11 protein-coding genes are annotated in these 15,228 nt (G+C 56.4%); 7 read left to right on the forward strand and 4 right to left on the reverse strand.

The window, feature by feature from the left end; genetic code table 11:
• The first annotated feature begins 48 nt into the window (after positions 1-48).
• Positions 49-2,685 (forward strand): phosphoenolpyruvate carboxylase, encoded by a 2,637-nt coding sequence (gene ppc, locus ACX1CU_RS23265; RefSeq protein WP_459400531.1) that lies wholly within the window; start codon positions 49-51, stop codon positions 2,683-2,685.
• 111 nt (positions 2,686-2,796) lie between these two features.
• On the opposite strand, the gene metF is transcribed toward ppc, so the two are convergent.
• From metF to metB, 3 genes are all read right to left on the reverse strand, one after another.
• Complete coding sequence (gene metF / locus ACX1CU_RS23270) at positions 2,797-3,690, reverse strand: methylenetetrahydrofolate reductase (protein WP_459400532.1); 894 nt, start codon at positions 3,688-3,690, stop codon at positions 2,797-2,799.
• Positions 3,691-3,906: 216 nt separating this feature from the next.
• A complete protein-coding gene (locus ACX1CU_RS23275) occupies positions 3,907-6,342 on the reverse strand; it encodes a bifunctional aspartate kinase/homoserine dehydrogenase II (protein ID WP_459400533.1) in 2,436 nt (811 codons plus the stop codon).
• Positions 6,343-6,344: 2 nt separating this feature from the next.
• The gene (metB, locus tag ACX1CU_RS23280) at positions 6,345-7,505 is read right to left on the reverse strand and encodes a cystathionine gamma-synthase (RefSeq protein WP_459400534.1); all 1,161 of its coding nucleotides are present in this window, start codon (positions 7,503-7,505) and stop codon (positions 6,345-6,347) included.
• A 319-nt stretch (positions 7,506-7,824) separates the two neighbouring features.
• Here metB and metJ point away from each other — a divergent pair, with 319 nt between their 5' ends.
• Entirely contained in the window at positions 7,825-8,142 is a 318-nt protein-coding gene (gene metJ, locus ACX1CU_RS23285; protein WP_024913974.1) for a met regulon transcriptional regulator MetJ, read from the forward strand.
• 76 nt (positions 8,143-8,218) lie between these two features.
• Here the strand turns inward: metJ and rpmE are convergent, their stop codons facing one another.
• On the reverse strand, positions 8,219-8,434 hold the full coding sequence (gene rpmE / locus ACX1CU_RS23290) for a 50S ribosomal protein L31 (RefSeq protein WP_012147462.1): 216 nt from the start codon (positions 8,432-8,434) through the stop codon (positions 8,219-8,221).
• A gap of 195 nt (positions 8,435-8,629) precedes the next feature.
• Here rpmE and priA point away from each other — a divergent pair, with 195 nt between their 5' ends.
• From priA to hslU, 5 genes are all read left to right on the forward strand, one after another.
• Positions 8,630-10,825 carry a primosomal protein N' gene (gene priA / locus ACX1CU_RS23295; protein ID WP_459400535.1) on the forward strand — a complete coding sequence of 732 codons (2,196 nt, stop codon included), beginning with the start codon at positions 8,630-8,632 and terminating at the stop codon, positions 10,823-10,825.
• 259 nt (positions 10,826-11,084) lie between these two features.
• A complete protein-coding gene (gene cytR, locus ACX1CU_RS23300) occupies positions 11,085-12,113 on the forward strand; it encodes a DNA-binding transcriptional regulator CytR (protein ID WP_459400536.1) in 1,029 nt (342 codons plus the stop codon).
• 153 nt (positions 12,114-12,266) lie between these two features.
• Positions 12,267-13,199, forward strand: coding sequence for a cell division protein FtsN (gene ftsN / locus ACX1CU_RS23305; protein WP_459400537.1), 933 nt, complete (start codon positions 12,267-12,269; stop codon positions 13,197-13,199).
• A 102-nt stretch (positions 13,200-13,301) separates the two neighbouring features.
• On the forward strand, positions 13,302-13,832 hold the full coding sequence (gene hslV, locus ACX1CU_RS23310; RefSeq protein ID WP_459400538.1) for an ATP-dependent protease subunit HslV: 531 nt from the start codon (positions 13,302-13,304) through the stop codon (positions 13,830-13,832).
• A gap of 12 nt (positions 13,833-13,844) precedes the next feature.
• A complete protein-coding gene (gene hslU / locus ACX1CU_RS23315) occupies positions 13,845-15,179 on the forward strand; it encodes an HslU--HslV peptidase ATPase subunit (protein WP_459400539.1) in 1,335 nt (444 codons plus the stop codon).
• The last annotated feature ends 49 nt before the right edge of the window (positions 15,180-15,228 follow it).

The raw sequence follows: 15,228 nt of genomic DNA on the forward strand, positions 1-15,228 counted from the left end.
CGGCAACTTGAGTGACGGAGGTATACAGAGAATTGAGCCAGGGGTTATATGAACGAACAATATTCGGCAATGCGAAGTAATGTCAGTATGCTCGGCAAATTGCTCGGCGACACCATCAAAGACGCGCTGGGCGAGCATATTCTTGATCGCGTTGAAACTATCCGTAAGCTTTCCAAATCTTCACGTGCCGGTAATGAAGCACACCGCAAGGAACTGCTGTCGACGCTGCAAAACCTGTCCAACGACGAGTTGCTGCCGGTAGCGCGCGCGTTCAGCCAGTTCCTCAATCTGACCAACGTGGCCGAGCAGTATCACAGCATTTCGCCACACGGCGAGGCGGCGAGCAATCCGGAAGCCTTGGCGCAGCTGTTTACCCGGCTGAAAGACAAACAGCTCAGCACCAAAGATCTGCAAAAGGCAGTAGACGAAATCTCTATCGAGCTGGTGCTGACCGCGCATCCGACGGAAATCACCCGCCGTACCCTGATCCACAAGCTGGTTGAGGTGAATACCTGCCTCAGCCAGCTCGACCATAACGATCTGGCCGACTACGAGCGCAATAAAATCATGCGCCGTTTGCGCCAGTTGGTGGCGCAATCCTGGCATACCGACGAGATGCGCAAAAACCGCCCATCGCCGGTCGACGAAGCCAAATGGGGCTTTGCGGTAGTAGAAAACAGCCTGTGGGAAGGTGTGCCAGCGTTCCTGCGCGAATTTAACGAGCAGTTGGAAAACTCCATCGATTACCGCCTGCCGGTAGAAGCTGTGCCCATTCGCTTCACCTCCTGGATGGGCGGCGACCGCGACGGTAACCCGAACGTCACGGCAGAAATCACCCGTCATGTGCTGTTATTAAGCCGCTGGAAAGCCTGTGACCTGTTCACCCGCGATATTCAGGTGCTGGTCTCCGAGCTGTCGATGACCGAATGTACTCCGGAATTGCGTGAACTGGCCGGTGGTGACGACGTACAGGAACCCTACCGTGAGTTGATGAAGCGCCTGCGCAGCCAACTGATGAGCTCCCAGGCGTATCTGGAAGGGCGGCTGAAAGGTGAACGCGTGCTGCGTCCGCACGATCTGCTGGTGAACAACGAGCAACTGTGGGAACCGCTGTACGCCTGTTATCAATCGCTGGTGGCCTGTGGCATGGGGATTATCGCCAACGGCCAACTGCTGGATACTCTGCGCCGCGTGCGCTGTTTCGGCGTGCCGCTGGTGCGCATCGACGTGCGTCAGGAAAGCACCCGCCATACCGAAGCCATTGCCGAACTGACCCGCTATCTGGGGTTGGGTGATTACGAAAGCTGGTCTGAGACCGATAAACAGGCCTTCCTGATCCGCGAACTGAACTCCAAGCGCCCGCTGGTGCCGCTGAAGTGGGAGCCGAGTGCCGATACGCAGGAAGTGTTGGAAACCTGCCGCGTAGTCGCGGAAGCACCGCAGGGTTCGATCGCCGCTTATGTGATCTCCATGGCGCGCACGCCATCCGACGTGCTGGCCGTGCACTTGCTGCTGAAAGAAGCCGGTTGCCCATTTGCGCTGCCGGTAGCACCACTGTTCGAAACCCTCGACGATCTGAACAATGCCGACGACGTGATGACCCAGTTGCTGAATATCGACTGGTATCGCGGCTTTATTCAGGGCAAACAGATGGTGATGATTGGCTATTCCGACTCGGCGAAAGACGCTGGCGTGATGGCGGCCTCCTGGGCGCAGTACCGTGCGCAAGATGCGCTGATCAAAACCTGTGAAAAAGCTGGCGTAGTGCTGACACTGTTCCATGGCCGTGGCGGTTCGATCGGCCGTGGTGGCGCACCGGCCCATGCCGCTCTGCTGTCACAACCGCCGGGCAGCCTGAAAGGCGGCCTGCGTGTTACCGAACAGGGCGAGATGATCCGCTTCAAGTTTGGCCTGCCAGAAGTCGCCATCAGCAGCCTGGCGCTGTACACCGGCGCGGTACTGGAAGCCAACCTGTTGCCGCCGCCAGAGCCGAAAAAAGAGTGGCGCTCGCTGATGGATGAACTGTCCGAAACCTCATGCAAAATGTATCGCGGTTACGTGCGTGAAAACCCGGACTTCGTGCCCTATTTCCGCGCCGCAACGCCGGAGCAGGAACTGGGCAAACTGCCGCTGGGTTCGCGCCCGGCCAAGCGTCGCCCGAACGGCGGCGTTGAGAGCCTGCGCGCCATTCCGTGGATCTTCGCCTGGACGCAGAACCGTTTGATGCTGCCCGCCTGGCTGGGTGCCGGTGCAGGTTTGCAGGAAGCGGTGAAGGCGGGTAAGCAAGATCAGTTGGAAGCCATGTGCCGCAACTGGCCGTTCTTCTCGACCCGTATCGCCATGTTGGAAATGGTGTTTTCCAAAACCGATCTGTGGTTGGCGGAATACTACGATCAGCGCTTGGTAGATAAATCGCTGTGGCCGTTGGGCAAACAGCTGCGCGATCAGTTGGAAAGCGATATCAAAGTAGTATTGACCATTGCCAACGACGATAACCTGATGGCAGACCTGCCGTGGATCGCCGAATCCATTGCGCTGCGTAACGTTTACACCGATCCGCTCAACGTGCTGCAAGCCGAACTGCTACACCGTTCACGCCAGCAGGAACACCCGGACGCACGGGTTGAACAGGCGCTGATGGTGACCATTGCCGGCGTTGCCGCCGGGATGCGTAATACCGGCTAAAATAACGCCCCTTCGCCCACAGAGTGAAGGGGCTGATTAGCCTTCCCTTTAAATAATAAAAAGCGCAGTGATCATACACCGCGCTTTTTTTTTCAATAATAATCAAATAAATCAGGCGATTGCTGGACGAACCCCTAACGTGTGGCAGATGGCATAGCTCATTTCAGCGCGATTCAGCGTATAGAAATGGAAATCCTTCACCCCTTCGCGGCTGAGGATCTTCACCATATCCATCGCGATATTGGCACCGACCATTTTGCGGGTTTCCGGATCGTCGTCCAGCCCGGCAAACATGCTGGTCATCCAGCTTGGCACCCGCACATTAGTCATAGTGGCAAAGCGCTGTAACTGCTTGAAGTTGGAAACTGGCAGGATCCCCGGCACGATTTCTACATCAATCCCGGTCGCCACGCAGCGATCGCGAAAACGCAGGTAACTTTCCACGTCGAAGAAGAACTGAGTAATGGCCCGGTTGGCACCGGCATCAATTTTGCGCTTCAGGTTGATCAAGTCTGCCTGGGCGCTTTTCGCTTCCGGATGCACTTCCGGATAGGCCGCCACAGAGATATCGAAATCGCCGACGTCTTTCAGCAACGTGACCAGATCGGCAGCATACATTTCCGGCTTGCCGCTGTCCGGTGGCAAATCGCCGCGCAGGGCAACGATATGGCGAATACCGCTGTTCCAGTAATCGGTAGCGATATCACGCAGTTGTGCAGGGCTGGCATCGATACAGGTCAGATGCGGTGCGGCATCCAGGCCGGTGCGCTCTTTAATGCCTTTGATAATGCTGTGGGTGCGATCGCGCTCGCCAGAGTTGGCACCGTAGGTCACGGAGACAAATTTGGGTTTGAGGCTGCTCAGACGATCGATCGACTGCCACAAGGTGTCTTCCATCTCGCTGGTACGCGGCGGGAAAAACTCGAACGACACATTAATCTGGCCGCTTAACTCCGCCAGATTCTGATTCAGCGCTTCCCGCTGGTTTGCGTGAAAAAAACTCATACCCTGTCCGCCTCTTATCGATCACTGTGTTTTGCTTTATTTTATTAAGCGTCTATACGTTTAGACGTCTAGATAGAAAATGCCGTATGTGACCTAAAGAGTCAACAGGAAAGTGAGGGTAATACGATGAGTAATCCTCACACAACATGAGAGAATTTCATGATTGCGCTAACAGCGGGAGAAAAACCGGGCGCCATCCGCAGCGCCCGTTGAGGATTAAAGCAGTTGCGCCAAGCGGTTAAGATCCGACTGGATTGCGCCAGCGGTCACATCGCGCCCCGCCCCTGGCCCACGGATCACCAGCGGGTTATCACGATACCAGCGGCTTTCGATGGCAAACACGTTGTCGCACGGCAACAGCGAAGCCAGCGGATGCTCCGGGCGTACGGCTTCGACGCCGACGCGCGCTTTGCCATTGGCGTCAAAACGCGCCACATGACGCAGCACCAATCCCATTTCGCTGGCAGCTTCGAAGCGTTGCAGCATTTGCTGATTTAACGCCTCACCGTTTTCGAAGAACTGATCGATGGAGCCTTGCTCCGCCCCGGCAGGCACCAGCGATTCCACTCGCACCTGATTCGGTTCAATGTCGTAACCCGCCTCACGCGCCAGGATCACCAGCTTGCGCATCACGTCCTGCCCAGAGAGATCGACGCGCGGATCCGGCTCAGTCAGGCCCTGTTGCCAAGCCTGGTCTACCAGTTCGGTGAACGGCACCGTGCCGTCAAACTGTAGGAACAGCCAAGACAGCGTGCCGGAGAAAATACCGCTGAGCGCCAGAATGCTGTCGCCGCTGTCGCGCAGATCGCGCACGGTGTGGTTCACCGGTAAACCTGCACCCACGGTGGCGTTATACAGCCAGTGGCTGCCGGTTTTGGCGAACGCATCACGAATCTGCCGGTAGTTAGCGCTGCACGAAGCGCCCGCCAGTTTGTTGGCGCTGATCACGTGGAAACCGTAGCTGGCAAAATCCAGATACTGTTCTGCCAGGTTTTCGCTGGCGGTGACGTCGAGCACCACCAGATCGTCAAACGGATGGGCACGCATCCACAGGAACAACGATTCTTCATCCAGTTCCTGGGCTTCTTCTTCAAAGAACGCCAACGCGCGGCTGGTATCCAGCCCATCGTAATTCAACAGGCTGCGGCGGCTATCCACCACTCCAGCCAAGGTAAATTCAAAACCGCTGCGCGCCGAGAGGTTCTTCTGCTCGCGGGCAAACAGCTCCAGCCAGCGCGAACCGATGTTGCCCTTGCCGAACAGCACCAGGCCGATGCGTTTTTCCGCGCGGAACAGCGTCTGATGCAGGCCCTGAATCAGCAGGCCGGTCGGCCCCTGACGCAGCACCGCCACCAGGCTGATGCCATCCTCCGCCTGCCAGATGAATTCTACCGGCTGATCGTTCAACTGCTGGTAAAAACGGTGGCTGTGCAGCGGATTCTTGCACACGCCAGCACCGACCAGTGCCACCAGCGCCAACCCTTCACGCAGTTGCAGTTCACCCGGCAACACCGCCTCTTGCAGAACGCGCAAGACGCTGTTCACCACTTCCGAGGTGTAGCACAGTTGGATCAAGTTACGGTCAGGATGGATACCCACGGCCAGCGGTTTGATCTGCGCACGCTTCAGCACCAGCTCCAACTCTTTCTGCGCCAGCTTGAAGTCATGCCGTGGAGCCACGCTGAATTCAATCAGGCAAACGTCATCATGGCTGGTCACAATTTTGGCACCGGTGCCGGAAGCCAGCACACGTTCGATGCGTGTCGACCCCTGTTCCGGTTGATAGCTGCAACGCAGTTGCAGATCGATGTCACTGCCGGAAACCGGCTGCAACGTGCGGGTATGCAATACCGGTGCCGCCAGGCGAGCCAGTTCGCTGGCTTCGTCCAAGCGCAACAGCGGCAGCAGGCAGGCATCTTTCACTTTGCGCGGATCGGCGCTGTAAACCCCGGCCACGTCGCTCCAGATGGTGACGCGCGCCACACCGGCCAATGCGCCAATCTGCGTAGCAGAATAGTCACTGCCGTTACGCCCGAGCAACACGGTTTCACCAGCATCGTTGCGCGAAATAAAACCGGTTACCACCAAGCGTTTGCCTGGGTGTTGCGCCAGCAACTGCTGCAATAAAGGATAGGAGCGGCCTTCGTCCACCTGCGGTTGCGCCGCACGTTCAGCGCGCAGAAAATCACGCGCATCCAGCCACGCCGCCTGTATATCCTGTTTGTTCAGTACGGCAGCCATCAGGCGCGCCGACCAGATTTCACCATGGCCGACCACTTCCGCATACGCCGCATCATCAACTTTACCGTCCAGCAAAGCTGCCAGGCGCTCAAGATCCTGAATAAATTCGGCAATCAGCGGTTCAGCCGTTTCCGGCGGCAACAAGCCCCCGATCAATTCGCTGTGATAACGGCGCAGCGTTTGCTGCACCTGATGTGCGGAAAGGCGATCGCTCTGGCTCAGCTTCAACCAACTAATCAATTGGTTAGTGGTGCTACCGGCCGCCGAAACCACCATCATGTCACCCGGCTGGCTGTACTCGGCCATAATCCCGGCCACCCGCTGATAACACTTCACATCGGCCAGACTGCTGCCACCAAATTTGTGCAGTTGACGCCCGTTAACCGCCCCTGCTACCGCAATTGCATTCATGCTTACCTCGTTGCCGCCGCCTGGAAGGCTTGTTCCAGATCGGCAATCAAATCATCACAGTCTTCAATACCTACGGAAATACGCAGCAGGCTTTCGGAAATACCGGCTGCAGCACGGGCTTCTGGCGCCATCCCGGCGTGAGTCATGGTCGCGGCATGCGAGATCAGACTTTCTACGCCACCCAATGATTCTGCCAGCGTAAACAATTCCAGAGCGGAGAGGAAACGCCGCAGCAGCGCTTCGTCACCATCCAGTTCAAAGCTGAGCATGGCACCGAACCCGAGTTGCTGACGGCATGCAATCTCATGGCCTGGGTTCTCCGGCAGAGAAGGATGATACAGCTTTTTGACCAGCGGTTGCTGCTGTAAATAGCTGACAATCGCCCCGGCATTGTGCTGTGCCGCCTTGATGCGCGGTGACAGAGTACGGATGCCGCGCAGCAGCAGATAGCTGTCAAACGCAGCCCCGGTAACGCCAATGTTATTCGCCCACCACGCCAGTTCCACCGCCAGATCCGGATCTTTGGCAATCACCGCACCGGCGACCACGTCAGAATGGCCGTTGAGGTATTTGGTGCAAGAATGCACCACCAGATCGGCACCCAGCTTGAGCGGCTGTTGCAATGCCGGGCTGAGGAAGGTGTTATCCACTACCGTCAGCGCACCCGCCTCATGCGCCGCGTGACAGATAGCCGCAATATCCACCACGCGCAGCAGCGGGTTGCTTGGGCTTTCGATCAGCACCAGCTTCGGCTTTTGCGCCAGCGCCTGTTGCAACGCGGCTTCATTCCCCTGATCGACAAACAGCACGCGATAGGCACCGCGCTTGCTCAGGCTATCGAACAGGCGATAGCTGCCGCCGTAACAGTCGTGCGGAGCCACCAGCAGATCGCCCGGCTTCAGCAGCACGGTGGTCACCAGATGGATCGCCGACATCCCGCTGCCGGTCATGACCGCGCCTGCACCGCCTTCCAGCTCCGCCAGCGCACGCTGCACCACATCACGCGTCGGGTTACCACGGCGTGAATAATCATGGGCGCGGGGCTGATTGAAATCGGTGAAGTTATAAGTGCTCGAAAGGTGGATCGGCGGGACGACACAGCCGTACTGTTCGTCGTCATTCAGACCGCTACGCACGGCAATGGTGGCTGGTTTACGCGTCATAGGGTGGCTAGGCTCTCGGAAAGTGGGTGAATGAGGCCTAAAGATTACTCGCAGCCGAAATAGACGTCAATACATCTGGACATCTAAACTTCTTTGCGTATAGATTGAGCAAAGCGCCAATACCCGCTAAAATTGTAGCGGTTTGTTATGACGACAAGATGTTAATGCAAAAATGCATGCACAAGGTCTACTGAAGGTCGCAATTCGGTGAATATGATCGCGTGAAATTGACATTTATTAGTGAGAACAGTGAAGATCGGGCATAATTGGCCGGTTTCTAGAATGATGGTAGTTTTTCTGACAAATTTTAAGGTGTCCCATGGCTGAGTGGAACGGCGAGTATGTCAGCCCTTACGCTGAACACGGTAAAAAAAGCGAGCAAGTAAAAAAAATCACGGTCTCCATTCCGCTGAAGGTCCTGAAGATCCTGACCGATGAACGAACCCGCCGCCAGGTCAACAACCTGCGCCACGCGACCAACAGCGAATTGCTGTGCGAAGCATTCCTGCACGCTTTTACTGGCCAGCCGCTGCCGAACGATGAAGATCTGCGCAAAGAACGCAGCGATGAAATCCCGGAAGCCGCGAAAGTGCTGATGCGTGAATTGGGTGTGGATCCCGATACCTGGGATTACTGATCCCAACCTGCCAATGCAGATGGCAGAAACGAAAAAAGGCGCCGAAGGCGCCTTTTTCATCTGACGGTAAGAAATCTTATTTCTTAGCGCCTGGTACGCTGAAACGCTTGTTAAAGCGGTCAACGCGGCCACCGGTAGCAACATCACGCTGCTTGCCAGTGTAGAACGGGTGACATTCGCCACAAACGTCCAGGTTCAGATCGTGACCCACGGTAGAGCGGATTTTGATCACGTTACCGCAAGAGCAGTTAGCAGTAACTTCTTCGTATTTTGGGTGGATACCTTGTTTCATGGGAAACCTCAGTTAAGGCCGTGTCGCTATCCAGCCCTGTTCCGCCAGACACCACACGTGGTTGATAAATTTTGATATGGAATTATATCAAAGGCGGCAAATTATACAGAATTAAATAGACTGCGCAAACGGATCCGTACATTTAGCGGCCCGCAGTGTAAACTAGCCACCACTTTTTTCTAGCTGGATCGCCACATGCCCGTTGTACAGGTTGCTTTACCGGTTCCCCTCGCCCGTACCTTCGATTATCTGCTGCCAGAAGGCTTGCAGCCGGTCATCGGCGCGCGTGTGGGTGTGCCCTGGGGAAAGCAACGGGCGATCGGGATTGTTGTCGGCTGTAGCGAAACCAGCGAACTGCCGCTGGAAAAGCTGAAACCCATCGACAGCCTGCTGGATAACGACTCCCTATTCTCCCCCAGCCTGTGGCGCATCCTGCTATGGGCGGTTGAATACTACCATTACCCGATTGGTGAAGTGCTGTTCCACGCGTTGCCGATCCTGCTGCGCCAAGGCAAATCAGCAGAGACAACCCCGCTGTGGCAATGGTTTGCCACCGAACAGGGGCGCGCCACACCACCGGAAAGCCTCAAACGAGCCCCCAAACAGCAGCAGGCGCTGGCGGCACTGCTGCAACGCCCGGTTTATCGCCACCAGGTCAGCGAACTCGAGCTGACCGACAGTGCATTCCAGGCATTACGTGCCAAAGGCTTGGCCGATCTCCGCGCTCAGGTTTTGGCAACGCAGGACTGGCGGCCCGGCTTTGAGATCCTCGGCGAACGGCTGCGGCTCAATACCGAACAGGCCACCGCTGTGGGAGCCATCCGCAGTGAAGACGACCATTTCGCTGCCTGGTTACTGGCAGGGGTAACCGGCTCCGGCAAGACCGAAGTTTATCTCAGCGTGCTGGAAAACATCCTGGCCAAAGGTAAACAGGCTCTGGTATTGGTGCCGGAAATCGGCCTGACGCCGCAGACCATCGCCCGCTTTCGCGAACGGTTCAACGCACCGGTGGACGTGCTGCATTCCGGCCTGAACGACAGCGAACGGCTGGCCGTTTGGCTGCGCGCCCGCAGCGGTGAAGCGGCCATTGTGATCGGCACCCGTTCGGCGCTGTTCACCCCGTTTTCGCGCCTTGGGGTGATTATCATCGACGAGGAACACGACAGCTCCTATAAACAGCAGGAAGGCTGGCGTTACCATGCCCGCGATTTGGCAGTGTTCCGTGCCCACGCCGAAGATATTCCGATGGTGATGGGTTCTGCCACCCCGGCGTTGGAAACGCTGCACAACGTGCAACTGGGTAAATATCGCCAGCTTAAGCTGACCCAGCGCGCAGGTAATGCCAAACCGGCCAACCAGCACCTGATCGATTTGAAGGGCCTGCCGCTGAAGGTTGGGTTGTCACAACCGCTGCTGAAAAGCATGCAGCACCACTTGAAGAACGGTAATCAGGTGATACTGTTCCTCAACCGCCGGGGCTATGCACCTGCGCTGTTATGCCATGAATGCGGTTGGATCGCCGAGTGCCAACGTTGTGACCACTACTACACTATCCACCAGAATCAGCGCCAGCTGCGTTGCCACCACTGCGACAGCCAGCGCCCGGTACCACACCAGTGCCCGCAGTGCGGTTCCACGCATCTGGTCTCGGTCGGGGTCGGTACCGAACAGTTGGAAAATGAGCTGGCACCGCTGTTCCCGGAAACGGCCATCACCCGTATCGATCGCGATACCACCAGCCGCAAAGGCTCGCTGGAACAACATCTGGCGGATATCCACCGCGGCGGCCCACGTATTCTGATCGGCACCCAGATGCTGGCAAAAGGCCACCACTTCCCGGATGTGACGCTGGTTGCGTTGCTGGATGTCGATGGTGCGCTGTTCTCCGCCGATTTCCGCTCTGCCGAGCGTTTCGCCCAGTTGTATACCCAGGTTTCTGGCCGCGCCGGGCGTGCGGGTAAACAGGGTGAAGTGCTGTTGCAAACCCATCACCCCGAACACCCTCTGTTGCAGATCCTGTTGCAACAGGGCTATGACGCCTTCGCCAAACAGACGCTGGCGGAGCGCAACAGCGTATTTCTGCCGCCTTACACCAGCCACATTATTGTGCGTTCGGAAGATCACGATAATCAGCAGGCACCGCTGTTCTTACAGCAACTGCGCAATCTGCTGGAGGCCAGCCCGCTGAAGGATGATTCGCTGTGGGTCATGGGCCCGGTTCCGGCATTACAGTCGAAGCGCGGTGGCCGTTTCCGTTGGCAGTTGCTGTTGCAACACCCTTCCCGACGCCTGCTGCAACACCTGATGAAAACCACGCTGCCGCTGATTGGCACCCTACCCCAGGCACGCAAAGTGAAGTGGATGCTGGACGTCGATCCGATCGACAGTTAAACCCGGAGCAATCTGATTCAGAGCACAAAGACCCTTGAATTTGCGAGGTAACACGAAAAAACCTCCCTAACTCACACTTTTTATGAAATTTAGGTAACAAAAGCCGAGCGTAATCTGTTTAGAATGTCAGTGCAGGCAAGCAGCATGATGGAAGCTTTGAACGTGGATGGCGCTAACAATAACAACACCACCGCACGCCAGAATGTATGAGTCAATCCCAGTTGTCGCGTTGGCATGGGCCAACGCAAGGAGAAAGGCGTTGGAACACAAGAAAGAACTATCCATGGCCACCATGAAAGACGTTGCTGAAATGGCCGGCGTTTCAACGGCAACCGTGTCCCGTGCGCTGATGAATCCGGAAAAGGTGTCAACGCCAACGCGTCAGAAAGTAGAACAGGCCGTGCTGGCCGTGGGTTACTCCCCTCATGCCCTCTCACGCAATATCAAACGCAATGAATCCCGTACCATCCTGGTGATCGTTCCCGATATCTGCGATCCGTTTTTTGCCGACGTGATCCAAGGGATCGAGCAAACCGCAGCGCAACAGGGATATCTGGTACTGATCGGCGACTGTGCGCAACAGAACCAGCAGGAACGCACTTTCGTTAACCTGATTATCACCAAGCAAATTGACGGTATGCTGCTGCTCGGCTCTAACCTGCCGTTCGACGCCAGCAAGGAAGAACAACGCAACCTGCCACCGATGGTGATGGCCAACGAATTTGCACCGGAACTGGAACTGCCGACGGTGCATATCGACAACCTGACCGCTGCCTTCGAAGCCGTGCATTATCTGCATCAGCTTGGCCACAAACAGATCGCCTGTGTGGCGGGGCCGGAACACATGCCGCTGAGCCATTATCGGTTGCAGGGCTACATTCAGGCGCTACGCCGTAATGGTATTAGCGTTGAAAGCAGTTATATTACCCGGGGTGATTTCAGCTATGAAGCAGGCGCTCAAGCCCTGAAATCGCTGATGGCCCTGCCAAAACCTCCTACAGCCATCTTCTGTCACAACGACATTATGGCTATTGGCGTACTGTTCCAGGCCAAAAAGCTGGGCTTGCGGGTACCGCAGGATCTCTCCGTTGTCGGCTTTGACGATATCAAACCGGCACAGTATTGTGATCCCCCTTTAACCACGGTGGCGCAGCCTCGTTTCCTGATCGGTCAGCAAGCCATGCTGCTACTGCTGGAACAATTGCACGGGCAGACGGTAAACAGCGGATCCCGGCTTTTGGACAGCGAATTGATTATCCGTGACAGCACTGCGGCCCCGAAACGCTAGTCAAACATTTTTGGGTTAAGTAACATGGCGGACTCAAAACCTATCAGATAGGTATAATTATTGTTGTGGTCATTTCTGCCGAGACGGCAAAGGTGGCCAATCAAACAGCCTAGAGGATAGGCTTTAACCTCATCAGGACACAGCGGAATTATAGTGGCACAGAGAGACTATGTAAGCCGCGGGCGCTCAGGGGCAGCGCGGCGCAAGACCCCCAGCCGTAAACGCAGTTCTCCGAAGGTATCCAAAACCGTGGTGGCGCTTGCCGTTGCCCTTCTGGTTGTCTTTATCGGTGGCCTCTATTTCATTACGCACAACAAACCGGCCGATGCTCCGTTGCTGCCTACGCACGGCACTCGCCCAGGTAACGGCCTGCCGCCGAAGCCGGAAGAGCGTTGGCGCTATATCAAAGAGCTGGAGAATCGTCAGATTGGCGTGCAATCACCCACCGAACCTAGGGCCGGTGGCGATGATAATACCAAAACCCAACTGACCGCCGAACAGCGCCAGTTGCTTGAACAGATGCAGGCTGACATGCAGCAGCGCCCGACGCAGTTGTCTGAAGTGCCTTATAACGATCCGTCACAGCTCCGCGGTAATGGTCGTCAGCAGCAACAGATACCACAACAGCAAATACCGCAGCAGGTGCAACAGCAGCAGCCGGTGAGCCAATCACGAAACCCGTTCAACAACGACGCGGCACCGGTACAGCAGCACCAACAACCGGTGCAACAGCCAAAGCCACAAGCGGTCACTCCGCCGGTTCAAACCCGGCAGCCGGAACCTAAGCCGCAGCCGAAACCGGAAGTGAAGCCCGAAGTGAAAGCGGAAACGGCCAAGCAGGAAGCCAAACCAGAGCAGAAACAGAAGTGGATGGTGCAATGTGGTTCGTTCCGTGCCACAGATCAGGCCGAATCGGTACGCGCACAGTTGGCGTTTGAAGGCATCGAAAGCCGCATCACGGCAGGTGGTGGTTGGAATCGCGTGATGCTGGGCCCCTACAGCAGCCGTGCTGCTGCCGACAAAACCCTGGCCCGCCTGAAGAGCTCTGGCATGTCGAGTTGCATTCCCCTCGCCGTCGGGGGTTGAAAAGCGTCACTTCTCCCCCAACTATATTCTCAATATGCCCCGTTGCTTCTGCGCAAGCAGAGACAACGGGGTCTTCTTTCCGTCTGCAACGAGGATTTGCTCGTGACAACAATTGTAAGCGTACGCCGCAACGGCCAAGTAGTGATCGGTGGCGATGGCCAGGCCACACTGGGCAACACGGTCATGAAGGGCAACGTCAAGAAAGTCCGTCGCCTGTATAACGATAAAGTGATTGCCGGTTTCGCTGGTGGTACTGCTGACGCCTTCACGCTGTTCGAGTTGTTCGAGCGCAAGCTGGAGATGCACCAAGGCCACTTGGTGAAAGCCGCCGTTGAGTTGGCGAAGGACTGGCGTACCGATCGTATGCTGCGCAAACTCGAAGCGCTGCTGGCGGTAGCGGATGAGAATGCCTCGCTGATCATCACAGGTAACGGTGATGTGGTGCAGCCAGAAAATGATTTGATCGCCATCGGCTCCGGCGGCCCCTACGCCCAGTCGGCGGCCCGCGCACTGTTGGAAAATACCGAACTGAGCGCCCGCGAAATCGTTGAGAAATCCCTCAGCATCGCCGGTGACATCTGTATTTACACCAACCAGTTCCACACTATTGAAGAATTGCCTTCCAAAGCGTAAGGATCGAATACTATGTCTGAAATGACCCCGCGCGAGATCGTCAGCGAACTGGACAGCTACATCATTGGCCAGAACAAGGCCAAACGCGCTGTTGCCATTGCCCTGCGCAACCGCTGGCGCCGGATGCAGCTCAACGAGACGCTGCGTCACGAAGTCACCCCTAAAAATATCCTGATGATCGGCCCGACCGGCGTCGGTAAAACCGAAATCGCCCGTCGTTTGGCCAAACTGGCCAATGCGCCGTTTATCAAAGTGGAAGCCACCAAGTTCACCGAAGTGGGCTATGTCGGTAAAGAAGTGGATTCCATCATCCGCGATCTGACCGATGCCGCTGTGAAAATGGTGCGCTTGCAGTCGATCGAGAAAAACCGTACTCGCGCCGAAGAGATGGCCGAAGAACGGCTGCTCGACGTACTGATCCCACCGGCCAAAAACAACTGGGGCCAGGCCGAAGAGCAGCAGGAACCTTCTGCCGCCCGTCAGGTATTCCGCAAGAAATTGCGTGAAGGCCAATTGGACGATAAAGAAATCGAAATCGATCTGGCCGCCGCACCGATGGGCGTCGAAATCATGGCCCCTCCGGGCATGGAAGAGATGACCAACCAGTTGCAGTCGATGTTCCAGAACCTCGGCGGGCAGAAGCAGAAACCCCGTAAGTTAAAGATCAAAGAAGCCTTCAAACTGCTGGTGGAAGAAGAAGCCGCCAAGCTGGTGAACCCGGAAGAGCTGAAAGAGCAGGCGGTAGAAGCCGTTGAGCAGCACGGCATCGTGTTTATCGATGAAATCGACAAAATCTGTAAGCGTGGCGGCCAAAGTTCCGGCCCAGACGTTTCCCGTGAAGGCGTGCAGCGCGATCTGCTGCCGCTGGTGGAAGGCTGTACGGTATCCACCAAGCACGGCATGGTGAAAACCGATCACATCCTGTTCATCGCTTCCGGCGCTTTCCAGACCGCCAGCCCTGCCGATCTGATCCCGGAACTGCAAGGCCGCTTGCCAATCCGCGTTGAGCTACAGGCGCTGACTACGGAGGATTTCGAACGTATCCTGACAGAACCTAGCGCATCGCTGACCGAACAATATAAAGCGCTGATGGGCACCGAAGGCGTGACGATCGACTTCACTGCCGAGGGCATCCGCCGCATCGCCGAAGCCGCATGGCAAGTGAATGAGCGCACCGAAAACATCGGCGCACGTCGTCTGCACACCGTCTTGGAACGTCTGATGGAAGATATTTCCTATGACGCGAGTGAAATTAACGGTCAATCTATTACAATTGACGCCGATTACGTGCGCAATCACCTGGATGAACTGGTAGCGGATGAAGATCTGAGTCGTTTTATCCTATAATCGCGCTATCACTGTCCTGTCAGTTATCGTTGTGGGAGGCATTGCCTCC

It is taken from the genome of Serratia sp. D1N4, assembly GCF_054552755.1.